Source organism: Pseudomonas jinjuensis (assembly GCF_900103845.1).
Classification (GTDB): domain Bacteria; phylum Pseudomonadota; class Gammaproteobacteria; order Pseudomonadales; family Pseudomonadaceae; genus Pseudomonas; species Pseudomonas jinjuensis.
This window is the reverse complement of sequence record NZ_FNIJ01000013.1, coordinates 146,007-168,958: the sequence shown is the minus strand read 5'-3', so window position 1 is coordinate 168,958 and position 22,952 is coordinate 146,007. Positions and strand designations below refer to the sequence as shown.

Here is a 22,952-nt window from a genome sequence, read left to right as displayed (position 1 = left end):
GGGGACCTGCGAAGGTCCCCGCCTGCTAACCCGATAGGTGTCAAATGGCAGGCGCAAAAGAGATTCGCAGCAAGATTGCGAGCATCAAAAGCACGCAAAAGATCACCAATGCCATGAACAAGGTGGCGACCAGCAAGATGCGCAAGGCTCAGATGCGCATGGCTGCCGGCCGTCCCTATGCTGATCGCATTCGCCAGGTGATCGGCCATCTGGCCAACGCCAACCCGGAATACCGTCATCCGTTCATGGTCGAGCGCGAAGTCAAGCGCGTCGGCTACATCGTGGTGAGTTCCGACCGTGGCCTGGCCGGCGGCCTGAACATCAACCTGTTCAAGGCGCTCGTGAAAGACATGAGCGCCCAGCGCGAGCAAGGCGTTGACGCTGATCTGTGCGTGTTCGGTTCGAAAGGTGCGGCTTTCTTCAAGAACTATGGCGGCAACGTTGTCGCGGCCATCAGTCATCTTGGCGAGGAGCCGTCGATCAACGACCTGATCGGCAGCGTGAAGGTCATGCTCGACGCGTACCTGGATGGCCGTATCGACCGCCTGTATGTGGTTTCCAACAAGTTCGTCAACACCATGACGCAGAAGCCGACCGTGGAACAGCTGGTTCCGCTGGTGGCCGATGACGACGCGGACCTGAAGCATCACTGGGACTACCTCTACGAACCCGATGCCAAGGCTCTGCTGGATGGCCTGCTGGTTCGCTACGTGGAATCCCAGGTGTACCAGGCCGTGGTTGAGAACAACGCCTGTGAGCAGGCGGCCCGGATGATTGCAATGAAGAACGCTACCGACAACGCCGGCGAGCTGATCAGCGAATTGCAGCTGGTCTACAACAAGGCGCGTCAGGCGGCGATCACCCAGGAAATCTCGGAAATCGTCGGCGGCGCTGCCGCGGTGTAAGAACAGGTTCAAAATTCAGAGGAACCAGACATGAGTAGCGGACGTATCGTTCAAATCATCGGCGCCGTAATCGACGTGGAATTCCCGCGCGATTCAGTGCCGAAAATCTACGAAGCCCTGAAGGTTCAGGGCGTCGAAACCACCCTGGAAGTCCAGCAGCAGCTGGGCGACGGCGTGGTTCGTTCCATTGCGATGGGTTCCACCGAAGGCCTCAAGCGTGGCCTGAACGTGGACAGCACCGGTGCTGCCATCTCCGTGCCGGTCGGCAAGGCGACCCTGGGCCGGATCATGGACGTTCTGGGCAACCCGATCGACGAAGCCGGTCCCATCGGCGAAGAAGAGCGCTGGGGCATCCACCGCGAAGCTCCCTCCTATGCCGATCAGGCTGGCGGCAACGAGCTGCTGGAAACCGGTATCAAGGTAATCGACCTGGTCTGCCCGTTCGCCAAGGGCGGCAAGGTCGGCCTGTTCGGTGGCGCCGGCGTGGGCAAGACCGTGAACATGATGGAGCTGATCCGCAACATCGCCATCGAGCACAGCGGTTATTCCGTGTTCGCTGGTGTGGGCGAGCGTACCCGTGAGGGTAACGACTTCTACCACGAGATGAAGGACTCCAACGTTCTCGACAAGGTAGCCCTGGTATACGGCCAGATGAACGAGCCGCCGGGCAACCGTCTGCGCGTGGCACTGACCGGCCTGACCATGGCCGAGAAGTTCCGTGACGAAGGCCGTGACGTACTGCTGTTCATCGACAACATCTACCGTTACACCCTCGCCGGTACCGAAGTATCCGCACTGCTGGGCCGTATGCCGTCCGCGGTAGGTTATCAGCCGACCCTGGCCGAAGAGATGGGCGTTCTGCAGGAGCGCATCACCTCCACCAAGCAAGGCTCGATCACCTCGATCCAGGCCGTATACGTACCTGCGGACGACCTGACCGACCCGTCCCCGGCGACCACCTTCGCCCACCTGGACGCGACCGTCGTACTGTCCCGTGACATCGCCTCGCTGGGTATCTACCCGGCAGTGGACCCGCTGGACTCGACTTCCCGCCAGCTGGACCCGCTGGTGATCGGCCAGGAGCACTACGAGGCCGCCCGTGGCGTACAGTATGTACTGCAGCGCTACAAGGAACTGAAGGACATCATCGCGATCCTCGGCATGGACGAACTGTCAGAGTCCGACAAACTGCTGGTGGCCCGCGCTCGTAAGATCCAGCGCTTCCTGTCCCAGCCGTTCTTCGTGGCCGAAGTCTTCACCGGTTCCCCGGGCAAGTACGTGTCGCTGAAGGACACCATCGCTGGCTTCAAGGGCATCCTCAACGGCGACTATGACCACCTGCCGGAGCAGGCGTTCTACATGGTCGGCGGCATCGAGGAAGCCATCGAGAAAGCGAAGAAGATGTGATCCCCGCGCCCGGCGACGGGCGCTTACCAGGCCGCGTGATCCGTTGCGCGGCCGGTTACGAGAGGCAAGGCTATGGCTATTACAGTCCACTGCGACATCGTCAGCGCCGAAGGGGAAATCTTCGCCGGTCTGGTCGAGCTGGTCGTCGCGCATGGCTCCCTGGGTGACCTGGGTATCGCCATGGGCCACGCGCCGCTGCTCACCGAGCTCAAGCCCGGTCCGATCCGTCTGGTGAAGCAGGGTGGCGAGCAGGAGGTGTTCTACATCTCCGGCGGTTTCCTCGAAGTCCAGCCGAACATGGTGAAGGTTCTCGCCGACACCGTCATTCGCGCTGCCGACCTCGACGAAGCGGCTGCCCAGAGCGCCCTGAAGGAAGCCGAGAAGGCTCTGAGCCAGAAAGGCGCCGAGTTCGACTACGGCTCCGCGGCTGCCCGTCTGGCCGAGGCCGCAGCTCAGCTGCGTACCGTCCAGCAGGTGCGCCGGAAGTTCGGCGGCTGAGTCGGCGCGAAGCCCGAGGGCTTCAGCGACAAATTGGAAAAGGGTAGCCTTGGCTACCCTTTTTCTTTTTCCACTCCACGGGTTTCGCCCGTATGCACCAGGAACGCAGCTCTCCCATGTCCCTCGAAATCGTCATTCTCGCCGCCGGCCAGGGCACCCGCATGCGCTCGGCCCTGCCGAAGGTCCTCCATCCCATCGCCGGCAAGCCGATGCTCGCCCATGTGATCGATACCGCGCGCAGCCTGTCTCCCCAGCGCATCCACGTGGTGATCGGACACGGCGCCGAGCGGGTACGCGAGACCCTGGCGGCGGACGACATCGACTTCGTGCTGCAGGCCGAGCAACTCGGCACCGGCCACGCCGTGGCGCAGGCGCTGCCGTTCCTCCAGGCCGAGCGGGTGCTGATCCTCTATGGCGACGTGCCGCTGATCGAGCAGCCGACCCTGGAACGCCTGCTGCAACAGGCCACTCCGGAGCAGCTGGCCCTGCTCACCGTGGAACTGGCTGACCCGACCGGCTACGGCCGGATTCTGCGCGACGATGCCGGCGAGGTGCGGGCGATCGTCGAGCAGAAGGACGCTACCCCCGAGCAGCGCGCGATCCGCGAGGGCAATACCGGCATCCTGGCAGTGCCGCGGGAACGCCTGGCCGGCTGGCTCGGCCGCTTGTCGAACCAGAATGCCCAGGGCGAGTACTACCTCACCGACGTCATCGCCATGGCCGTGACGGACGGCCTGCGCGTGGCCACCGCGCAGCCGGAGGACGCCATGGAAGTCCAGGGCGCCAACGACCGCATCCAGCTCGCCGAACTGGAGCGCCACCACCAGCAGCGCATCGCCCGGCGCCTGATGGCCCAGGGCGTGACCCTGCTCGACCCCGCGCGCTTCGACGTGCGCGGCGAGATCAGCGTCGGCCGCGACGTGCAGATCGACGTCAACGTGATCCTCGAAGGCAAGGTGGTGATCGAGGACGAGGTATCCATCGGGCCGAACTGCCTGATCAGGAACAGCACCCTGCGCCGCGGCGCCATCGTCAAGGCCAACAGCCACCTGGAAGGCGCTGTGGTCGGCGAAGGCGCGGACGTCGGCCCGTTCGCCCGCCTGCGTCCCGGCAGCGTGCTGGAGCAGCGCGCCCATGTGGGTAACTTCGTCGAGCTGAAGAACGCGCACCTGCACGAGGGTGTGAAGGTCGGCCACCTGACCTACCTGGGCGATACCGAAGTCGGCCGCAACAGCAACATCGGCGCCGGCACCATCACCTGCAACTACGATGGTGCGAACAAGTTCCGCACGGTGATCGGCGAGGATGCCTTCATCGGCTCCAACAACTCCCTGGTCGCGCCTGTGGATATCGGCGCCGGAGCCACGACTGGCGCGGGTTCCACCATCACCAGCGATGTCCCGGACAACACCCTCGCCATCGGCCGCGGCAAGCAGCGGGTGATCGAGGGCTGGAAGCGTCCGGAGAAGATCCGCAAGTCCTGATGCGAAAAGCCGCTGCGCCTGCCGGACGGGCGCAGCGGATTCGCTGTGGATAAGTTGGCAGCCGACTTATCCACGGAATCTTATGCACAGCCGGGCGTTGCCGCGGCGTTTCACGGGAGCCAAGGCATGGACATGCTCGGCGTCGCCATCCTCATCTTTCTGATCACCGACCCCTTCGGCAATATCGCCGTGTTCCTCGCCGCGCTGAAATCGGTGCCGGCGGAAAGGCGCCTGAAGGTCGCCCTGCGCGAGCTGCTGTTCGCCCTTGGCCTGCTGCTGCTGTTCCTCACCCTCGGCGAGCACATCCTCACCGGCCTCGGCCTGTCGCGGGAAGCCACCGGCATCGCCGGCGGCATCATCCTCTTCGTGGTCGCCATGCGCCTGATCTTCCCCACGCCCCAGGGCGTGCTCGGCGACATGCCGGACAGCGAGCCGCTGCTGGTGCCGCTGGCCACGCCCGCCGTAGCCGGGCCCTCGGCGCTGGCCATGCTGATCACCCTGCGCACCACCTACACTGGTCCGTTGTGGGAACTGTACCTGGCGGTGATCCTGGCCTGGGCGGCGACGGCATTGATCCTTCTGCAGGCTTCCTTCCTCCAGCGCTTCCTCGGTCCGCGCGGACTGACGGCGGTGGAGCGCCTGGCGGGCATGCTGCTGATCATGCTGAGCGTCAACATGCTGCTGGTGAACCTGCGCAGCGTCCTGCACATCGCCGCCTGACCACCGGAGCCGCCATGCGTCTTCTTTCCGTACTGCTCGCCGCACTGTTGCTCGCCGGCTGTGCCGAAAAGGGGCTGCGCATCGATACCGAGCATGTATCGCGCGCCCAGGACAGCCGCATCCAGTACATCGTCATCCACTACACCTCGTCCAACCTGCCGCGCTCCCTGTCGATGCTGACCCGCGGCGACGTCAGCGCGCACTACCTGATCGGCGACGACCAGCCACCGACCGTCTACCGCCTGGTCGACGAGAACCGCCGCGCCTGGCACGCCGGGGAAAGCGAATGGCAGGGGCGGACCTGGCTGAACGCCACCTCGATCGGCATCGAGATGGTCAATCCGGGCTACCGCGAAACGCCCCACGGCCGCATCTGGGCGCCCTACCAGGACGCGCAGATCGACGCGCTGATACCGCTGCTCAAGGACATCGTCAGGCGCCACGGCATCACCCCGGACCACATCCTCGGCCACAGCGACATCGCACCCCAGCGCAAGGTCGATCCGGGGCCGCTGTTCCCCTGGAAGCGCCTGGCCGACGCCGGGCTCATCCGCTGGCCGAAGGCGGCCGACATCCAGCGCCACCTGCAGGGCTTCAACGGCGAACTGCCCTCGGTGGCCTGGTTCCAGCAGCAACTGGCCCGGCATGGCTACCGGGTGCCGCTGCACGGCGTGCTCGACCAGCCCACGCGCAACGTGATCGGCGCCTTCCAGATGCGCTACCGGCCGGCGCTGTTCGACGGCGAGCCGGATCTCGAGACGGCCGCGCTGCTGCTGTCCGTGCCCACTTCCTGAGTTCACACCGGCAGCAGTATGGAAAAGCGGGTGCCCTTGCCCGGCTGCGAGTGCACGGCGATGCGCCCGCCGTGCAGCTGGACGATCTCCTTGCACAGCGCCAGCCCCAGGCCGACCCCACCCTTCTTGCGGCCGACCTGGACGAACGGCTCGAAGATGCGGCCCTGCTGGCTGTAGGGAATGCCTTCCCCCGAATCGGTCACTGCCACCGCCACCCGTTCGCCCTGGCGGCGCGCCTGCAGGAGGATCTCGCCGCCACTGGGGGTGTGGCGCAGCGCGTTGTCCAGCAGGTTGTCCAGCACCCGCTCGAACTGCAGGGAATCCAGCTTCATCGCCGGCAGCTCGTCCTCCAGTTCCAGCTCCAGGCGGATCTGCTTGTTTTCCGCCAGTTCGCCGAAACGCTTGCGCACCTCGCCCAGCAGTTCCGGCAGGTCGCAGGGGCGCCGGTCGAGCTTCTGCAGGCCGCTCTGGTAGCGGGAGAAGTTCAGCAGGTCGTTGATCAGCCGGACCAGGCGGGACATTTCCTCGTCCACCGTGCGCACCAGGTCCAGCTCGCGGGATTCGGCGGGGAATTCCAGGCGCTCGCGCAGCAGGCCGAACGCCATGTGCATGCCGGTGACCGGGGTACGCAGCTCATGGGAGGCGCGCAGGACGAATTCGTTGCGCACGCGCTCGAAGTTGCGCAGCTCGGTCACGTCGCGGACCACCATCACCGCGCCCATGTTGCGGCCGTCGTCATGGGTCACCGGGGTCATGCTCCAGGCCAGCACGCGGTTTTCCCCGTCGATTTCCCGCTCCAGGTCGCGGGGCGTCTCTTCCAGACTCTCGCCATGCAGCACGCGCAGGGTCGCCTGGCTCAGCTCGGGGTTGTCCAGCAGGGCGCCCACTTCCTTGCCGTGGGGATCGCAACCGGGAAACAGCTGCTGGCTGGCCACCGGGTTGGCATGTTCGACGCAGCCGTGGCGGTCGATGATCACCATGCCGTCGCTGATGCTGTCGAGCACCGCCTGCAGGCGCTTGCGGCCATAGTCCAGCGCCTCCACGTTGGTGGCCTTGTACTGGCGCAGGGCCTCGGCCATCAGGCCGAAGCGGCGGATCAGCGAAGCCATCTCGGAGACGGTGGAAATCGGCAGGGTCACGTCGAAATCGCCCTGGCCGATCTTGTCCGCCGCCTTGGCCATGGTCTCGATCGGCGCGCCGAAACGGCGGGCGATGCTGTGGGCGGTGATGAAGCCGATCAGCAGGATGGCGATGCCCACCAGCCCGAGCAGGCCCGCGCTCAGCCAGGCGCGCTGGCGTGAGCGGGCTTCGCTCAGCTTGATGTTCTCCAGCGCGTACTGGTGGAGTTCCTGCAGGCGGTGGCGCAGGTCGTCCGCGCTGCGGGCCAGGTCCTGGTCGTCGAGCAGGCTGGCGCCGGAGGATTCGACCAGGGCCAGGTCCTTCAGGAAGGTGCGGTTGGCTGCCTCGATGCCGCTGTAGGCCTGCCGTTCGGTTTCGTCGCCGGATTGCCGGTAGCCCTGCTGCAGCACCTGGCGGAAGTGTTGCTGGGCGGCGTCGAGGCGTGCCGGATCGGGACTGTCGCTGAGGATCAGCATCAACTGGTCGCCCAGCGCCTTGCGCAGCTGCTGGCTGACTTCGATGGTGGTGAAATTCTGCGTGATGCTGCGTTCCTGTTCGCGGCCCGTCTGCATGACGCTGAACAGCCCGAGCAGCAGGCCGAGCAGGGCGACCGTGATCAGCGCCGAGAAGCTGAGGAACAGCCTCGTACGCAGCGTCATGGCGATGGGCAGATTCACAGGTTGTACTGTTTCCGCTTTCGATACAGCGTCGAAGTGTCGATCCCCAGCGTCTTGGCCGCCTGGTCGAGGGTGGCGCTGGTAGCCATCACCGCGGTGATGTGCGCCTTTTCCAGCTCTTCCAGGCTGAGCGGCTCGCCGATGCGCGGCGCGGAGCTGCCGCCCTGTTCGCTGAGACCCAGATGTTCAGTTCCGATCATCTCCTGATTGCAGATGATGCTTGCCCGTTCGATGACATTGCGCAACTCGCGGACGTTGCCGGGCCAGCTGTACTGGCGCAGCACCTCGCGCGCCTCCTCGCTGAAGCCGCGGGCCGGCCGGCCGTATTCCCTGACGAAGCGGGCGAGGAAGCGCTCGCACAGGCCGGGGATGTCCTCGCTGCGTTCGCGCAGCGGCGGCAGGTTGAGCACGATGACGTTGAGCCGGTAGAGCAGGTCCTCGCGGAACTGCCCCTGCGCGACCATCGCGCCGAGGTCGCGGTTGGTGGCGGCGAGGATGCGCACGTCGGCGCGGCGGGACACCGGGTCGCCGATGCGCTCGTATTCCTTGTCCTGGATGAAGCGCAACAGCTTCGGCTGCAGGGTCAGCGGGAAGTCGCCGATCTCGTCGAGGAACAGGGTGCCGCCATCGGCCTGGTGGATGCGCCCGAGGGTGTTCTCCGTGGCCCCGGTGAAGGCGCCGCGGCTGTGGCCGAACAGTTCGCTTTCCATCAGCTCGGCGCTCAGCGACGGGCAGTTGATGGTCACGCAGGACTTCTTCGCGCGCTTGCTCCAGCCGTGGATCGCCCGCGCCAGTTCGCCCTTGCCCGAGCCGGATTCGCCGAGGATGAGGATGTTGGCGTCGGTGGCGGCGACCTGCCGCGCGGTTTCCAGCACCGCGGTCATGGCCGGGCTCTGCGATTCGAGCACGTCGCCCTGCTTGCGCATCTCGCCTTCCAGCGCCTCGATGCGCGCGGTGAGCTGGCGCACTTCCAGCTGTTTGGCCGCGGCCAGGCGCAGCTGGTCCGGGCTGCATGGCTTCATCAGGTAGTCGGCGGCGCCGGATTGCATGGCGTCGACGGCGGTATCCACGGCGGAATGCGCGGTGACTATCACCACCCGCATCCAGGGCGCCTGGATGCGCATCTGGGCGAGCAGGTCCAGGCCGTTGTCATCGCCCAGGCGCAGATCGAGGAAGCACAGGTCGAAGACCTGGCGTTGCAGCAGCGCGTCTGCCTGGGCGGCGCTGCTGGCGGTGGCGACCGTGTAACCCTGGTCCTCCAGGCAATAGCGGAAGGAACGCAGGATCGCCGGTTCATCGTCGACCAAGAGAATTCTTCCTTGTTGCTCGGTGGGTTCCATTCAGTCGAATCCTCATATGGGGCGGGCTTTTCGTTAGTCCCGGAAAATCCGTGCAAGTTGCAAGAAAAATAGCCTCTGTTTCGGCCATGTCGGGCCCGGAGCGCAGGGATTGCAGAATGCACGGCCTGCCATGGCCCGTCGTGCAGAATGCTTGCCGCTCCGTTTCCTGGGTCAATGCGTAAATACCTGAATCGAAAGAAAAAAATTCAGAGCCCGGAAATGGCATGGGGCCTGCTTCGATACCGCTGAAGGGATTTCGTCAGCGCAATGGCGCGAGGAACGCAAACGATCGGCCAGCAAGCGGGAGAAATGAGATGAATGGCTTCGCTGCTGTTACGGAGTTTCTCGGCAAGGCCCTGTTACCGGGCGCGGCTTTCCTGGCGCTGCTGGTGCCGATCCAGCCCACGGATTTCGCCGCCGGCCGCGCACCAACGCCCGTGCAACTGACGATCCCCCTGCAAACGGAATTCACGCGCTACCAGCAGCGCCACGATGTGGCCGACCACATCGACGCTGGCCGTGAGTGGCAGCTCCAGGACATCCGCCCCAGACAGCAACGCTGGGTGTTCTGAGTGTCGATGGCGGCGCCTCGCGCGCCGGCTGATAAAAACCGGAAGAGGAGAAACCCCATGCTCAGCTGGGCTCTGACATTCCTGATCATCGCGATCATCGCCGGCGTGCTCGGTTTTGCCGGTATAGCCGGCGCTGCGACCAGCATCGCCAAGATTCTTTTCGTGCTGTTCCTGGTCCTGTTCGTCGTGTCGTTCTTCATGGGACGGCGGCGGGGCTGAGCAGCCGCCAGGCGCCGGGAAAGCCGGCAGCGGCGAACGAATCGCGGAATTGCGCGGTCGGAATGACCGGCGCATGGCCAGGGGGCCGGGATGCTCGGGATGATTTCGGTCCGGAGCGACCCAGGAGTACAGGGGGTACTCCCGCCATGGCGGGCCAGGCCACGGGAGCCTGAACGGCTCCATGAAGGCCACGACGGAGTCCGGGCGGTGTCCTGTCCTGCAGGGGCCGTCCGGACTCCGAAGGGCCGGAAACTCGATGACGGCCGCAAAGGCCGGCACCCTCACCGGCGCATTCGCCGCCGGGTCCATTCCTGGTTTCGAAATACCTTTCTCGGGCGAGCCTTCGACCGCGCGCTACCTATTGCATGCGAACGGCAAGGCGGGCGACATGCTCGCCCTGGAAGCGCGCCAACGCCAGTTCCTTCTCGCTGGGTTTGCGCGAGCCGTCCGAACCGGCGATGGTCGCCGCGCCGTAGGGCGAGCCGGCGCGAAGTTCGCTGATGTCAGTCAATTCCGGTGCGCTGTAGGGCAGTCCTACAATCACCATTCCGTGATGCGCCAGCGTATTCCAGAAAGAGGTAATGGTGGTTTCCGAACCGCCACCGGTCCCGGTGGAGGTGAACACGCTGGCGAACTTGCCGATCAAGGCTCCCTTTACCCACAGGCCGCCGGTCTGGTCGAGGAAGGTGCGCATCTGCCCGGCCATGTTGCCGAAGCGGGTGGGCGAGCCGAACAGGATCGCGTCGTAGTCCGCCAGTTCCTGCGGCGTCGCCACCGGGGCCTGCTGGTCCAGCTTGGCGCCGGCATTGCGGGCGACATCCTCGGGCATGGTCTCCGGCACGCGCTTCAGGGTCACCTCGACACCGGGCACCCTGAGCGCGCCTTCGGCCACGGCTTCGGCCATGCGTTCGATGTGACCGTACATCGAGTAGTACAGCACCAGGATCTTCTTCATCGGGGAACTCCTTGATCGGCAACGGTGGCCAGTGACGGCCGGACTGCATCCAGCCTAGACGGCTTTCCAGCCCTCTGCGCATGGGTGCATGGGCAGTGCGGCCCATGCGGAAATCCAATAGTTCAGGCCTGTGGAACCCTGGTTCCGTGCGCCATTTTCCATGCCGATCGTGCATGGGGTAGCCATTTCCGGCATTAGACGCAGGGTGGAGGCGTATGAATGATTGCGCCCTTTTTTCGCTGGCCGCCGGTACCCCGGCGGCTGGGCGGACCCCCGGCTTCCACAAGAATCAAGGGTGACTCACATGGGCAAAACCAAGCTCAGCCTGGCCTGGCAGATCGTCATCGGCCTGGTCGTCGGCATCGCCGTCGGCGCGCTGATCCACAACATCGACGCGGCGCAGAAGGCCTGGTGGATCGGCAACGTCCTGCAGCCGGCCGGCGACATCTTCATCCGCCTGATCAAGATGATCGTCGTACCGATCGTGATCTCCTCGCTGATCGTCGGCATCGCCGGCATGGGCGACGCCAAGAAGCTTGGCCGCATCGGCCTGAAGACCATTCTCTATTTCGAGATCATCACCACCGTCGCCATCGTCGTCGGCCTGCTGCTGGCCAACCTGTTCCATCCGGGCGTCGGCATCGACATGAGCACCCTGGGCACTGTGGATATCTCCCAGTACAGGCAGACCGCCCAGGAGGTCCAGCACGACCACGCGCTGATCTCCACCATCCTCAACCTGATCCCGTCCAACGTCTTCGCCGCCATGGCGCGCGGCGAGATGCTGCCGATCATCTTCTTCTCGGTGATGTTCGGCCTCGGCCTGTCCTCGCTGCCGGCGCCGACCCGCGAGCCGCTGGTGAGGATGTTCCAGGGCATCGCCGAGGCGATGTTCCGCGTCACCCACATGATCATGTGCTACGCGCCGGTCGGGGTGTTCGCGCTGATCGCCGTGACCGTCGCCAACTTCGGCTTCGCCTCGCTGCTGCCGCTGGCCAAGCTGGTGGTGCTGGTGTATTTCGCCATCGCCTTCTTCGCCTTCATGGTCCTCGGCCTGGTGGCGCGCCTGTTCGGCTTCTCGATCATCCGCATCATGCGCATCTTCAAGGACGAGCTGGTGCTGGCCTATTCCACCGCCAGCTCCGAGACCGTGCTGCCGCGCATCATCGAGAAGATGGAAGCCTACGGCGCACCCAGGGCGATCAGCAGCTTCGTGGTGCCCACCGGCTACTCCTTCAACCTCGACGGCTCGACCCTGTACCAGAGCATCGCGGCGATCTTCATCGCCCAGCTCTACGGCATCGACCTGTCCATCGGCCAGCAGATCATGCTGGTGCTGACCCTGATGGTGACCTCCAAGGGCATCGCCGGGGTGCCGGGCGTGTCCTTCGTGGTGCTGCTGGCGACCCTCGGCAGCGTCGGCATCCCGCTGGAAGGCCTGGCCTTCATCGCCGGCGTCGACCGCATCATGGACATGGCGCGCACCGCGCTGAACGTGATCGGCAACGCCCTGGCGGTGCTGGTGGTGTCGAAGTGGGAAGGCCTCTACGACCAACAGCAGGGCGAGCGCTATTGGGCCGCAGTGGAGCAGGGCAAGGCGGCGGAGTTGCCGCTGGCTGGCGAGAGCGCCGCGCAGGTACAGAAAGTCTGATCGTTCCAGGCTCCCGCCAGAGAACCACGGCCGCGTTCTTTAAATGTAGGAGCGAGCTTGCTCGCGAAATCCGGCCACGCCAATCGCCAGCAAGCTGGCTCCTACAGGTAGGGATTGACCTGTAGGAGCGGGCATGCCCGCGACCCCACCGATGTCGCGCGCATGGCGCGCTCCTACAGGGGGCGGTGCCATTTGCCGCCACGAGGCATTCTGCACGGGCCATGCGCGCGAAAATCCCGGCAGGAACTTATCCACAAGGCCCCGGCAGTGTCCGGGGCCTTGGCGTTTCTGGCGCCGGCACGCCCATGGCCGCTATCATCCGGGCCATTCGCAAGGGGGAACGAGCATGCTCAACGGCCTGTGGCTGAGCTTCTTTCTGGTCGCCGCAGTGACGGCGCTGGCGCGCTGGCTGGTCGGTGGCGAGGCGACGGTGTTCGCCGCCATGGTCGAAAGCCTGTTCGCCATGGCCAAGCTGTCGGTCGAGGTGATGATCCTGCTGTTCGGCACCCTGACGCTCTGGCTCGGCTTCCTCCGCATCGCCGACAAGGCCGGGCTGGTGGAAGGCCTGGCGCGGCTGCTCGGCCCGCTGTTCCGCCGGCTGATGCCGGAAGTGCCGGCCGGGCATCCGGCGATCGGCCTGATCACCCTCAACTTCGCCGCCAACGGCCTCGGCCTGGACAATGCCGCCACGCCCATCGGCCTGAAGGCGATGAAGGCGCTGCAGGAACTCAACCCGAGCCAGATCGCGGCGAGCAACGCGCAGATCCTCTTCCTGGTGCTCAACGCCTCGTCGCTGACCCTGCTGCCGGTGACCATCTTCATGTACCGCGCGCAGCAGGGCGCCGCCGACCCGACCCTGGTGTTCCTGCCGATCCTCCTCGCCACCAGCGCCTCGACCCTGGCCGGCCTGCTCTCGGTGGCGCTGGTGCAGCGCCTGCGCCTGTGGGACCCGGTGGTGCTGGCCTACCTGATTCCCGGCGCGCTGCTGCTCGGCGCCTTCATGGCGCTGCTCGCCGGGATGTCCGCCACGGCGCTGGCGCACCTGTCCTCGCTGCTCGGCAACCTCACCCTGTTCGGCATCATCGTGCTGTTCCTGATCCTCGGCTGGCTGAAGAAGGTGCCGGTCTACGAGGCCTTCGTCGAGGGCGCCAAGGAAGGCTTCGAGGTGGCGAAGAGCCTGCTGCCGTACCTGGTGGCGATGCTCTGCGCGGTGGGTGTGCTGCGCGCATCCGGGGCGCTGGAGATGGTGCTGGACGGCATCCGCTGGCTGGTCCATGGCATCGGCTGGGACACCCGTTTCGTCGATGCGCTACCCACCGCGCTGGTCAAGCCGTTCTCCGGCAGCGCGGCCCGCGCCATGCTGCTGGAGACCATGCAGAACCACGGCGTCGACAGCTTCCCGGCACTGGTGGCGGCCACGGTTCAGGGCAGCACCGAGACCACCTTCTATGTGCTGGCGGTGTACTTCGGCTCGGTCGGCATCCAGCGCGCGCGCCATGCGGTGGGCTGCGCGCTGCTCGCCGACCTGGCCGGCGTGCTGGCGGCGATCGGGGTGTGCTACTGGTTCTTCGCCTGAAATTGGCGCAGATCAAGGCGACTGGCGCAATCTGCCGGCGCTTCCGGAGGCGCTTGACATCAATCAAGCAGTTTCGGCGAGGGGGAGCGTAGAAAAGTGGAAATCAAATTCCCACCTCCCTTCGGAGCACATCATGCAAACCAGTCAAACCAGTGCAGTATCCGAAAAATTCGCCGCCCTTGCGGCCGACCAATGGGTCGAGGAACTCGATGATGGCCGCCATGTGCTGATTCGTCCCCTGCGCGCCGAAGACCGTGACCGCGAGCGGGATTTCCTCAACCGCCTGTCGCCGGTCACCCGCCGGCTGCGCTTCCAGGGCGAGATCAAGGTCAGCGAATCGCTGCTCGATCACCTGATGAACATCGACTATGCGCATTCCATGGCGTTCATCGCGCTGGTCCACGACGACGGCGAACTGCGCGAGATCGGCGTCAGCCGCTACGCCGACAGCGGCGACGGCCGGCATTGCGAATGCGCCGTCACTATCGCCGACGACTGGCAGCGCCGCGGCCTGGACCTGGCGCTGATGCGGCACCTGATCGACGTGGCGCGGCGCAACGGTTTCGAAGAGATGTATTCGTTCGATTCCGCCTCCGATGCGCGGATGCGCGAGCTGGCCATCAAGCTCGGCTTCCATTCGGTGCTGAACCCGGATGACGCCACCCAGATCGTCCGCCGCCTGGAACTCTGATCCGTCCTGCCCGGGCTGCGTCGCTCAACCGCGGCGGCGCAGTCCCAGCCACAGCAAGCCCCCGCCCAGCAGCAATCCCGTCCCGCCCAGCGGATAGACCATGTCGTCGTCCAGCAGCGGCTTCTCGATCCGCAGATAACCCTCGCCCTTGAACACCTGGCGCGCGGTCGCGCTGGCCTGCTTCAGGCTGACCCTGGCGAGGCGGCGGTCGTCGTCGGGGAAGCGGCCGTTGTCGAAATCGCCCAGCGCGCCCCAGTAGTAATCCGCCAGCGCCGCGTTGCTCGGCGTGCTCCAGGCCAGTTGCGCCCGCGCCGCCCGCTTCACCCGGGAGAAACGCGCCGGTTCCAGGCCGTCGCGGCGAATGTCGTCCACCACCTTGCGCAGGGCGTCCTCGGTGGCCTGCTCGTCGCTGCGCTCGACGTCCGCGTTGAGGCTGAGGAAGCCCTGGTTGGCCCAGGCGGTGCGTTCGCTCCACGGCCCGTAGGAAAGACCGCGGCGAACCCGCAGCTCGGCGTACAGCGCATCGTTCAGGTAGGCCTGCAGCAGGCTCATGGTGGCGCCGTCGGCGCTGTCCGGCTCGGGGAAGATCCAGTGCACCAGCGCGCTCTCGCCGAACATGCCGGTGGTCTGGGTGCGCCGCTGCTGCGCCGGGTCCCTGTTCATCAGCGGCAGCTCGCGGCGTTCCGGCGTCTCATGGTCGCGCAGGGTGCCGAAGGTGCGGTCCAGGTAGACGGGCAGGCGCCGGTCCAGGTCGCCGACCAGGATCAGGGTCATGTTGCTCGGCACGTACCAGTCGGCGCGCAGCTTTTCCAGCTGGGCGCGGCTGAGCTGTTCCACCGGCGCGCGTTCCTTGCAGGCCAGGCCGAGTTCCACCGCCAGCTGCTCGTCGCCGGCGCGGCTGATGTTCTGGTGATCGAGCCAGCGCTGCAGGTGCGAATAGCGGCCGCCTTCCTCGCGCACCAGCACTTCCTTGGCCGCGGCGATCTTGCGTTCGTCCAGCTGCGTGCGACTGATCGCCTGCAGCAGCAGGGAGAGCACCTGGCGCTGGGTGGCGGCGGGCGACTCGATGACGAAGGCGGTGTCGCCCTCGCTGGTGTAGGCGTTCCACTGGCCGCCCAGGGACTGCATGCGCGCTTCCAGGGCGGCCTCGTCGCCGCCGTCCAGGCCGCTGAAGAACAGGTGTTCCATCAGGTGCGGGAGCTGGCGGTCGCGGCAGGAGAAGTCGGCGAAACCGACGCCGACGATCAGGCGGATCGAGACATGGCCACGCTGCCGGGTCGGCTTGAGCAGGACGCCCATGCCGTTCTCCAGCTGGTAGGCCGCCACCGTCGAGCGCGAATCCGCATTCGACCAGGTGCTGAGCGACAGCAGGACGAGGGAGGCCAACAACCAGCGCATGAAGGGACAGCCTGAAACCGGAGCCATGAAGATGATGGCCACGAGAATAACGGATTGCCGGGCGCCAACCTACCGGGAACCGGACCGCCGGCTTGCCGCCGTGGTTTATCCACACAGGCGCTCAGCTGGCCGCGCCCGAACCATGCAGCGGGTTATCCACCGCCACCAGGCGCTCCTTCGACGGAGCGGCGACCTCCGGCGTCTCTTCCAGCGCTTCGATCAGCCCGGCGCTGTCGTCGCCGCCGGGGTTGTCGATCACCGCATAGGCGATGGCGCAGAACAGCGAGTTCAGGCGCATCATCCCGCTGATCAGCTCGAGGTGCAGCGAGCTGGTCTCGATGCTCTGCACCACCTGCTGGCGCAGGCGATCGACGTGGGAATGGGCGAGGCGCCGTTCCTGCATGCGGAAGCGCTTCTTGGCGCGGCGCAGGCGGCGGGCGGCTTCCTGGTCGCCGTTGAGGAACACCGACAGGCCCAGGCGCAGGTTGCTCACCAGCTGGGCGTGCAGGGTGGCGATCTCGTCCAGGCCGTTCTTCGAGAAGGAGCGGCCGCGGGAGGTCTTCGCCTGGATGGCGTTGAGCATGTGCTCGATGATGTCGCCGGCCTGCTCCAGGTTGATCGCCAGCTCGATGATTTCCGCCCAGCGCCGGCTGTCGCGCTCGCCGAGGTCCTCGCGCGGCATGCGCGCCAGGTACAGCTTGATCGCCGTGTACAGCGCGTCGACGTCGTCGTCGAGCTTGCGGATCTGCTTGGCCAGCAGCCCGTCGCCGGTCTGTGCCACGCGCAGCAGGTCGTTGAGCATCTGCTCGACGATATCGCCCATGCGCAGGGTCTCGCGCACCGCGTTGACCAGCGCCAGGCTCGGCGTGTCCAGCGCGGCGGGGTCGAGATGGCGGGCGCGCACGCGGTCCTCCGGGGTTTCCCGGTCGGGTAGGATGCGCGTGCAGAAGCTCGCCATGGCCGTGGTCAGCGGCAGGCAGGCGAGACAGCGCACGGCGTTGTAGAGCACGTGGAAGGCAATCACCAGTTCCTGGGTGCGGAACGGCCAGGCGTCCACCCACTTCGCCACCGGCCCGATCAGCGGCAGCACCAGGATGCAGCCGGCGATCTTGAACAGCAGGCTGCCGAGGGTCACGCGGCGGCCGGCGGCGTTCTGCGAGGTGGAGCTGAGCAGGGCCAGGATGCCGGTGCCGAGGTTGGCGCCGACCACCAGGCACAGCGCGACCTGCAGCGAGATCACCTTGGACGTCGCCAGGGTCGCGGCGAGCAGCACGGCGGCCAGGCTGGAATAGGAAATCATGGCGAACAGTGCGCCGATCAGGGCATCCAGCATCACGTCGCCGGTCAGGCTGGAGAACAGCACCTTGACGCCCTTGGCCTGGGTCATCGGCTCGGCGGCGGCGACGATCAGCTGCAGCGCGAGGATGATCAGCCCGAGGCCGATGAACACCCGGCCGAGCTGGCCGATGCGCGTCTGCTTGCGGGTCAGGAAGAGGATCACGCCGAAGAAGATCAGCAGCGGCGACAGCCACGACAGGTCGAGGGTCAGCACCCGCGCCATCAGCGCCGTGCCGACGTCCGCGCCGAGCATGATCGCCAGCGCCGGAGCCAGCGCCATCAGGCCGCCGGCGACGAAGGAAGTGGTGAGCAGGGCGGTGGCGTTGCTGCTCTGCACCAGCGCGGTGACGCCGATGCCGGCGGCGAAGGCCAGCGGCGTTTTCTGCACGCTGTGGCTGAGCACCCGGCGCAGGTTGGCGCCGTAGACCCGGAGGATGCCGGTGCGGACGATATGGGTGCCCCACACCAGCAACGCGACGGCAGAGAGCAGATCGAGCAGTTTCAGCATGGCGGGCCCCCCTCGCGCTACCTGCCGATCCTTCCCGGGCTGCCACGACGGTCAGCGGGGGGAGCGAGCGACAACGGCCGGCTGAATGTCATCTCAATGTCATCATAGACCCGCTCCGGAGGCCGGGCGTTCGCGCATTCTCGGGAATTTCCCCGGCGCGAATCCGGTTGAACTGTGGATAAGTCTCCGGCGTCCAGAACAGGTAGACCTTCCTCCGCCGGGGACCCCGCCATGCGCCTGCCTCTCGTTGCCGTCCTGCTGTCGACCCTCGCCGGCTGCGGCGAAACCGCCAAGCTGCCAGTGGAAGCGGGCTTCGGGCCCGAGCCGCGCCTGCCGCAGCCGAACACCACGCTGCTGCCGACCATGCACATCGCCCCCGCCAGCGGCTGGCCCGCCGGTACGGCGCCACGCCCGGCGCAGGGGCTGGCGGTGCAGCGCTTCGCCGAAGGGCTCGATCATCCGCGCTGGCTCTACAGCCTGCCCAACGGCGACGTGCTGGTGGCGGAAACCAATGCGCCGCCGCGCCCGGAGGACAAGCGCGGGATCAAGGGCTGGGTGACGAAGAAGGTGCTGGCCCGCGCCGGCGCCGGGGTGCCCAGCGCCAACCGCATCAGCCTGCTGCGCGACGCCGATGGCGATGGCGTGGCGGAAAGGCGGGAGGTGTTCCTCGCCGGCCTCAACTCGCCCTTCGGCATGGCGCTGGTCGGCGACTGGCTGTACGTCGCCAACACCGACGCGGTGCTGCGCTTCCCCTACCGCAGCGGGCAGACGCGCATCGACGCCCCCGGGGAAAAGGTCGCCGACCTGCCGGCCGGGCCACTCAACCACCACTGGACCAAGAACATCCTCGCCAGCCGCGACGGCAGATACCTCTACGCTACCGTCGGCTCGAACAGCAACGTCGGCGAGAACGGCCTGGACCAGGAGGAGAACCGCGCCGCCATCCTGCAGATCGACCTGAAAACCCGCAGTACCCGGCTATATGCGTCCGGCCTGCGCAACCCCAACGGCCTCGGCTGGGAACCGCGCACCGGCGCGCTGTGGACGGCGGTGAACGAGCGCGACGAACTGGGCAGCGACCTGGTGCCGGACTACATGACCTCGGTGCAGGACGGGGGCTTCTACGGCTGGCCCTGGAGCTACTACGGCCGGCACGTGGACAAGCGGGTCAAGCCGCCGCGGCCGGACATGGTGGCGCGCGCACGGGTGCCGGACTACGCCCTCGGCGCGCACACCGCCTCGCTCGGCCTGGCCTTCTACGAGGGCGGCCTGCTGCCGGAGCGCTATGCCGGCGGGGTGTTCATCGGCCAGCACGGCTCGTGGAATCGCAAGCCGCGCAGTGGCTACCAGGTGGTCTTCGTGCCCTTCGCCGACGGCAGGCCGGCGGGACGGGCGCAGACGGTGCTGGATGGTTTCGTCGATGAGGAAGGCAAGGCGCGCGGCCGGCCGGTGGGTGTCGCGGTGGACAAGGCCGGCGCGCTGCTGGTGGCCGACGACGTCGGCAATGTGGTCTGGCGGCTGCGCTCGGCCCGCCAGGGCGCGCAGCCGCCCGGCGGGCTCACTCGCCGATGATGTCCTTGCGCAGCCGCACCGGTTCCACTTCCTTGCGGGCGCGTGCGGTGCGCATGCGGATGTTCAGCGCTTCCACCGCCAGCGAGAAGGCCATGGCGAAGTAGACGTAGCCCTTCGGCACGTGGACTTCGAAGGCTTCGGCGATCAGCACGGTGCCGACCACGATGAGGAACGACAGCGCGAGCATCTTCAGCGACGGGTGCTTGTCGATGAAGTCACTGATGGCGCCGGCGCAGAGCATCATTACCAGCACCGCGACGACGATCGCCGCGACCATCACCGGCACGTTGGACACCATGCCCACCGCGGTGATCACCGAGTCCAGGGAGAACACGATGTCGATGATGGCGATCTGGATGATGGTGCCGATGAAGCCGCCCATCATGCTCTTCGGCTCGCCCTCGGTCTCGTCCTCGCCTTCCAGGCCGTGGTAGATCTCGCTGCTGCTCTTCCACAGCAGGAACAGGCCGCCGAAGAACAGGATCAGGTCACGCCCGGAGATGCCCTGGTCGAAAACCTGGAACAGGTCGGCGGTCAGGCGCATCACCCAGGTGATCGACAGCAGCAGGAGGATGCGCGTGACCATCGCCAGCGCCAGCCCGAAGAACCGGGTGCGCGGCTGCATGTGTTTGGGCATGCGGCCGACCAGGATGGAAATCATGATGATGTTGTCGATGCCGAGGACGATCTCCAGGGCAGTCAGGGTGAAGAACGCAATCCAGATTTCCGGGCTGGTCAGCCATTCCATTTGTAAAGTCACTCGATCAGTCGTTGAACAGGGGGAAATGGCCGAGCAGCAGGGCGGCGGCCATGATCGCCAGGCATACCAGCACGGCCCACTTCAGGGTGAAGCGCTGGTGGTCGCCGAAATCGACCTTGGCCAGGCCCACCAGCAGGTAGGTGGACGGCACCAGCGGGCTGAGCAGGTGCACCGGCTGGCCGACGATGGAGGCGCGGGCCATTTCCACCGGGGTGATGCCGTACTGCGCGGCGGCCTGGGAGAGTACCGGGAGTACGCCGTAGTAGAAAGCGTCGTTCGACATGAAGAAGGTGAACGGCATGCTCACCAGCGCGGTGATGGTCGCCAGGTACGGGCCCATGGACGGCGGGATCACCTCCAGCAGGCTCTTCGACATTGCCTCGACCATGCCGGTGCCGGAGAGGATGCCGGTGAACACCCCGGCGGCGAAGATCAGCGAGACCACCGCGAGGACGTTCTCGGCGTGCGCGCCGATGCGCTTCTTCTGCTCGATGATGCAGGGATAGTTCACGATCATCGCGATACCGAAGGCGATCATGAAGAGAACCGGCATCGGCAGGAGTCCCGCGATCAGGGTCCCCATGAGGACGATGGTCAGCACGCCGTTGAACCACAGCAGGTGCGGGCGGCAGGCGTCCGGGTGCTGGGAGACGCTGACTTCGGCCATCGCCACGTCGTCGGTGGGCAGGTGCAGCTCGCCGAGGCGGGCGCGCTCGCGTTTGCCGTAGAACCAGGCGAGGGCGAAGATCGCCGCGATGCCGGCCAGCATCGCCGGGATCATCGGCACGAAGATGTCCGCCGGATCGACATGCAGCGCGCTGGCCGCACGGGCGGTGGGGCCGCCCCAGGGGGTCATGTTCAGCACGCCGCTGGAGAGCATGATCAGGCAGGCCATCAGCAGCGGGCTCATGCCCAGGCGGCTGTACAGCGGCAGCACCGCGGCCACGCAGATCATGTAGGTGGTCGAGCCGTCGCCATCCAGGGAAACGATCATCGCCAGCGCGGCGGTGCCCAGCGAAACCTTCAGCGGGTCGCCCTTCACCAGGCGCAGGATCTTGCGCACCGCGGGATCGAACAGTCCGGAGTCGATCATGATGGCGAAGTAGAGGATGGCGAACATCAGCATCACGCCGGTGGGGGCGAGGGTGCGGATGCCGTCGAGCATCATCGGCCCGAGGCCGGCGGCGAAACCGCCGAGCACGCCGAAGGTGATCGGGACCAGGATCAGGGCGATCAGCGCGGACAGGCGCTTGGTCATGATCAGGAACATGAAGGTCGCCACCATGGCGAAGGCGAGGAGAGTCAGCATGTGGATAACTCCGTGAAGCGACGAGCGGCTGGAAGACTCAGCGGATGCTGTGGATAACGCCGGTCGGCATGGACGGAGCGCAGGCGGAGGAGGAACTGGACATGGCAATCACCATTGTTGTTGTTGTGCAAGAACCGCCGTTCGGATGACGGCATGCTGGCGATGCTAGGCGGTCAAGCTTTCAGCAAGCTTTCGCAGGGATTACCGGTGATCGTGTGGGGAACTGGAGGCTTGCCTGCGCAGGAGCGGAAGGGCCGTTGCTGGCGATCGGATCTGCCGGCTGCTCTTCAGTTGGCGGTGACTCCAGGATCGCCAGCAAGCTGGCTCCTACAAGGGGGGCTTCCATGGTCAGGATGTCCCGGGCTGCAGCTTCGTAGGGTGGATCAGGCTCCATCGATCCACCATTGCGCTGCTCCGATACCTCGCTGGTGGATGGAAAAAGCGCCATCCACCCTACGTCTGCCGGTCAGAATGCTCAGGCCCGCAACAGCCAGAGGATTCCCAGCAGGCTGGCGCCGGACAGCAGCGTCTGCAGGGTGATGATCCCCGCCATCAAATGGCTGTCGCCGCCGAGCTGGCGGGTCAGCACGTAGGCGGTGGGCGCCGTGGGCAGGGCGAAGAACAGCACCAGCACCGTGCTCTCCGTCGCCGGCAGCTGCAGCCAGCGGCCGATGGCGAAGGCCAGCAGCGGCATGCCGAGCAGGCGCACCGCGCAGTTCCAGCCCATGGCCGACACCTCGGCGCGCAGTTCCTGCGGGCGCAGCGCGGCGCCGACGCAGAGCAGGCCGAGCGGCAGGCTGGCCGCGGCGAGCAGGTTGAGCAGGCGCTCGCTGCCGCCGTCCAGGCGGAAGCCGGTCAGGTTCAGCGCCGCGCCGGCGAGGCAGGCGAGGATCAGTGGGTTGCGCAGGATCGGCATGAGCAGGCTGCGCAGGTCGTGCCCGCGCTCGGCGGTCAGCGCCCACACCGACATCAGGTTCACCGCCGGCACCATCAGCGCCAGCATCAGCGCCGCCAGGTTCAGTCCCGGCTTGCCGTAGAGGCTGCCCACCGCCGCCAACCCGAGGTAGGTGTTGAAGCGCAGCACGCCCTGGGCGAAGGCACCGAAGCGCGCCGCGTTCCAGCCGCGCAGGCGTTTTATCCACAGCAGCGCCAGCCAGGCGATGCCAAGGCCGAGCAGCACGCCCAGCGCCTGCCGCGCCAGCCCGGGATCGCGCAGCGGCGCGCTGGCCAGGCTGCTGAAGAGCAGGGCGGGGAACAGGATGAAGTAGTTGAGCCGCTCCGCCGCCGGCCAGAACTCGTCGCCGGGAAAGCCCTTGCGGCGCAGCAGCCAGCCGCCGACGATCAGTGCGAAGAGTGGCCAGAGGGCCTGGAGTAGAGCGATCACGGGTCCCCCTGGGGGTATTGGCGAGGGGGCATCTTGCCGGGCGTGATGGGGAGGGGGCAAGGATTGTGGATAAGA

The 22,952-nt window shown here is 66.3% G+C and carries 20 protein-coding genes; 12 read left to right on the top strand and 8 right to left on the bottom strand.

Features of this window, described 5'->3' with window-relative positions; translation table 11 throughout:
• Positions 1 to 44: 44 nt before the first annotated feature.
• The 6 genes from atpG to BLR75_RS18720 all read left to right on the top strand — a co-directional run bounded on the left by atpG (position 45) and on the right by BLR75_RS18720 (position 5,808).
• Positions 45 to 905 carry a F0F1 ATP synthase subunit gamma gene (gene atpG / locus BLR75_RS18745; protein WP_084311958.1) on the top strand — a complete coding sequence of 287 codons (861 nt, stop codon included), beginning with the start codon at positions 45 to 47 and terminating at the stop codon, positions 903 to 905.
• Between the two features lie 30 nt (positions 906 to 935).
• Entirely contained in the window at positions 936 to 2,312 is a 1,377-nt protein-coding gene (atpD, locus tag BLR75_RS18740; protein WP_084311959.1) for a F0F1 ATP synthase subunit beta, read from the top strand.
• A gap of 72 nt (positions 2,313 to 2,384) precedes the next feature.
• The gene (locus BLR75_RS18735; RefSeq protein WP_084311960.1) at positions 2,385 to 2,810 is read left to right on the top strand and encodes a F0F1 ATP synthase subunit epsilon; all 426 of its coding nucleotides are present in this window, start codon (positions 2,385 to 2,387) and stop codon (positions 2,808 to 2,810) included.
• 116 nt (positions 2,811 to 2,926) lie between these two features.
• Complete coding sequence (gene glmU, locus BLR75_RS18730; RefSeq protein WP_084311961.1) at positions 2,927 to 4,294, top strand: bifunctional UDP-N-acetylglucosamine diphosphorylase/glucosamine-1-phosphate N-acetyltransferase GlmU; 1,368 nt, start codon at positions 2,927 to 2,929, stop codon at positions 4,292 to 4,294.
• A 126-nt stretch (positions 4,295 to 4,420) separates the two neighbouring features.
• The gene (locus tag BLR75_RS18725) at positions 4,421 to 5,014 is read left to right on the top strand and encodes a MarC family protein (protein WP_084311962.1); all 594 of its coding nucleotides are present in this window, start codon (positions 4,421 to 4,423) and stop codon (positions 5,012 to 5,014) included.
• A gap of 14 nt (positions 5,015 to 5,028) precedes the next feature.
• Entirely contained in the window at positions 5,029 to 5,808 is a 780-nt protein-coding gene (locus BLR75_RS18720; RefSeq protein ID WP_084311963.1) for an N-acetylmuramoyl-L-alanine amidase, read from the top strand.
• A 2-nt stretch (positions 5,809 to 5,810) separates the two neighbouring features.
• On the opposite strand, the gene BLR75_RS18715 is transcribed toward BLR75_RS18720, so the two are convergent.
• Both BLR75_RS18715 and algB read right to left on the bottom strand, forming a co-directional pair.
• On the bottom strand, positions 5,811 to 7,598 hold the full coding sequence (locus tag BLR75_RS18715; protein WP_084312104.1) for a KinB sensor domain-containing domain: 1,788 nt from the start codon (positions 7,596 to 7,598) through the stop codon (positions 5,811 to 5,813).
• 2 nt (positions 7,599 to 7,600) lie between these two features.
• Positions 7,601 to 8,944, bottom strand: coding sequence for a sigma-54-dependent response regulator transcription factor AlgB (gene algB, locus BLR75_RS18710; RefSeq protein WP_084311964.1), 1,344 nt, complete (start codon positions 8,942 to 8,944; stop codon positions 7,601 to 7,603).
• Between the two features lie 314 nt (positions 8,945 to 9,258).
• On the opposite strand from algB, the gene BLR75_RS18705 reads away from it, so the two are divergent.
• Positions 9,259 to 9,516 (top strand): hypothetical protein, encoded by a 258-nt coding sequence (locus BLR75_RS18705; protein WP_084311965.1) that lies wholly within the window; start codon positions 9,259 to 9,261, stop codon positions 9,514 to 9,516.
• 57 nt (positions 9,517 to 9,573) lie between these two features.
• On the top strand, positions 9,574 to 9,735 hold the full coding sequence (locus tag BLR75_RS18700; RefSeq protein ID WP_084311966.1) for a DUF1328 domain-containing protein: 162 nt from the start codon (positions 9,574 to 9,576) through the stop codon (positions 9,733 to 9,735).
• A 358-nt stretch (positions 9,736 to 10,093) separates the two neighbouring features.
• On the opposite strand, the gene wrbA is transcribed toward BLR75_RS18700, so the two are convergent.
• Positions 10,094 to 10,690: an NAD(P)H:quinone oxidoreductase gene (wrbA, locus tag BLR75_RS18695; protein ID WP_084311967.1), complete on the bottom strand. Its 597-nt coding sequence runs from the start codon at positions 10,688 to 10,690 to the stop codon at positions 10,094 to 10,096.
• Positions 10,691 to 10,994: 304 nt separating this feature from the next.
• Here wrbA and gltP point away from each other — a divergent pair, with 304 nt between their 5' ends.
• The 3 genes from gltP to BLR75_RS18680 all read left to right on the top strand — a co-directional run bounded on the left by gltP (position 10,995) and on the right by BLR75_RS18680 (position 14,608).
• Positions 10,995 to 12,341, top strand: coding sequence for a glutamate/aspartate:proton symporter GltP (gene gltP / locus BLR75_RS18690; RefSeq protein ID WP_084311968.1), 1,347 nt, complete (start codon positions 10,995 to 10,997; stop codon positions 12,339 to 12,341).
• A 346-nt stretch (positions 12,342 to 12,687) separates the two neighbouring features.
• Positions 12,688 to 13,917 (top strand): nucleoside recognition domain-containing protein, encoded by a 1,230-nt coding sequence (locus BLR75_RS18685; protein WP_084311969.1) that lies wholly within the window; start codon positions 12,688 to 12,690, stop codon positions 13,915 to 13,917.
• A 133-nt stretch (positions 13,918 to 14,050) separates the two neighbouring features.
• The gene (locus BLR75_RS18680) at positions 14,051 to 14,608 is read left to right on the top strand and encodes a GNAT family N-acetyltransferase (protein WP_084311970.1); all 558 of its coding nucleotides are present in this window, start codon (positions 14,051 to 14,053) and stop codon (positions 14,606 to 14,608) included.
• A 24-nt stretch (positions 14,609 to 14,632) separates the two neighbouring features.
• On the opposite strand, the gene BLR75_RS18675 is transcribed toward BLR75_RS18680, so the two are convergent.
• Complete coding sequence (locus BLR75_RS18675) at positions 14,633 to 16,006, bottom strand: M16 family metallopeptidase (RefSeq protein WP_084311971.1); 1,374 nt, start codon at positions 16,004 to 16,006, stop codon at positions 14,633 to 14,635.
• Positions 16,007 to 16,127: 121 nt separating this feature from the next.
• The gene (locus BLR75_RS18670) at positions 16,128 to 17,852 is read right to left on the bottom strand and encodes a Na/Pi cotransporter family protein (RefSeq protein ID WP_084311972.1); all 1,725 of its coding nucleotides are present in this window, start codon (positions 17,850 to 17,852) and stop codon (positions 16,128 to 16,130) included.
• Positions 17,853 to 18,083: 231 nt separating this feature from the next.
• Here BLR75_RS18670 and BLR75_RS18665 point away from each other — a divergent pair, with 231 nt between their 5' ends.
• On the top strand, positions 18,084 to 19,424 hold the full coding sequence (locus tag BLR75_RS18665; RefSeq protein ID WP_084311973.1) for a PQQ-dependent sugar dehydrogenase: 1,341 nt from the start codon (positions 18,084 to 18,086) through the stop codon (positions 19,422 to 19,424).
• On the opposite strand, the gene BLR75_RS18660 is transcribed toward BLR75_RS18665, so the two are convergent.
• The 3 genes from BLR75_RS18660 to BLR75_RS18650 all read right to left on the bottom strand — a co-directional run bounded on the left by BLR75_RS18660 (position 19,411) and on the right by BLR75_RS18650 (position 22,895).
• On the bottom strand, positions 19,411 to 20,172 hold the full coding sequence (locus BLR75_RS18660) for a TerC family protein (RefSeq protein WP_084311974.1): 762 nt from the start codon (positions 20,170 to 20,172) through the stop codon (positions 19,411 to 19,413). The genes BLR75_RS18665 and BLR75_RS18660 overlap by 14 nt on opposite strands.
• 16 nt (positions 20,173 to 20,188) lie before the next feature.
• Complete coding sequence (locus BLR75_RS18655) at positions 20,189 to 21,493, bottom strand: CitMHS family transporter (protein WP_084311975.1); 1,305 nt, start codon at positions 21,491 to 21,493, stop codon at positions 20,189 to 20,191.
• A gap of 475 nt (positions 21,494 to 21,968) precedes the next feature.
• Positions 21,969 to 22,895, bottom strand: a complete 927-nt coding sequence (locus BLR75_RS18650; protein ID WP_174688570.1) for an AEC family transporter — start codon at positions 22,893 to 22,895, stop codon at positions 21,969 to 21,971.
• Positions 22,896 to 22,952 lie beyond the last annotated feature (57 nt).

Excerpts from the sequence above, each read along its gene's own strand:
- atpG (WP_084311958.1), top strand. The coding sequence starts at position 45 with ATGGCAGGCGCAAAAGAGATTCGCAGCAAGATTGCGAGCATCAAAAGC.
- atpD (WP_084311959.1), top strand. The coding sequence starts at position 936 with ATGAGTAGCGGACGTATCGTTCAAATCATCGGCGCCGTAATCGACGTG.
- BLR75_RS18735 (WP_084311960.1), top strand. The coding sequence starts at position 2,385 with ATGGCTATTACAGTCCACTGCGACATCGTCAGCGCCGAAGGGGAAATC.
- glmU (WP_084311961.1), top strand. The coding sequence starts at position 2,927 with ATGTCCCTCGAAATCGTCATTCTCGCCGCCGGCCAGGGCACCCGCATG.
- BLR75_RS18725 (WP_084311962.1), top strand. The coding sequence starts at position 4,421 with ATGGACATGCTCGGCGTCGCCATCCTCATCTTTCTGATCACCGACCCC.
- BLR75_RS18720 (WP_084311963.1), top strand. The coding sequence starts at position 5,029 with ATGCGTCTTCTTTCCGTACTGCTCGCCGCACTGTTGCTCGCCGGCTGT.
- algB (WP_084311964.1), bottom strand. The coding sequence starts at position 8,944 with ATGGAACCCACCGAGCAACAAGGAAGAATTCTCTTGGTCGACGATGAA.
- BLR75_RS18705 (WP_084311965.1), top strand. The coding sequence starts at position 9,259 with ATGAATGGCTTCGCTGCTGTTACGGAGTTTCTCGGCAAGGCCCTGTTA.
- BLR75_RS18700 (WP_084311966.1), top strand. The coding sequence starts at position 9,574 with ATGCTCAGCTGGGCTCTGACATTCCTGATCATCGCGATCATCGCCGGC.
- wrbA (WP_084311967.1), bottom strand. The coding sequence starts at position 10,690 with ATGAAGAAGATCCTGGTGCTGTACTACTCGATGTACGGTCACATCGAA.
- gltP (WP_084311968.1), top strand. The coding sequence starts at position 10,995 with ATGGGCAAAACCAAGCTCAGCCTGGCCTGGCAGATCGTCATCGGCCTG.
- BLR75_RS18685 (WP_084311969.1), top strand. The coding sequence starts at position 12,688 with ATGCTCAACGGCCTGTGGCTGAGCTTCTTTCTGGTCGCCGCAGTGACG.
- BLR75_RS18680 (WP_084311970.1), top strand. The coding sequence starts at position 14,051 with ATGCAAACCAGTCAAACCAGTGCAGTATCCGAAAAATTCGCCGCCCTT.
- BLR75_RS18675 (WP_084311971.1), bottom strand. The coding sequence starts at position 16,006 with ATGCGCTGGTTGTTGGCCTCCCTCGTCCTGCTGTCGCTCAGCACCTGG.
- BLR75_RS18670 (WP_084311972.1), bottom strand. The coding sequence starts at position 17,852 with ATGCTGAAACTGCTCGATCTGCTCTCTGCCGTCGCGTTGCTGGTGTGG.
- BLR75_RS18665 (WP_084311973.1), top strand. The coding sequence starts at position 18,084 with ATGCGCCTGCCTCTCGTTGCCGTCCTGCTGTCGACCCTCGCCGGCTGC.
- BLR75_RS18660 (WP_084311974.1), bottom strand. The coding sequence starts at position 20,172 with ATGGAATGGCTGACCAGCCCGGAAATCTGGATTGCGTTCTTCACCCTG.
- BLR75_RS18655 (WP_084311975.1), bottom strand. The coding sequence starts at position 21,493 with ATGCTGACTCTCCTCGCCTTCGCCATGGTGGCGACCTTCATGTTCCTG.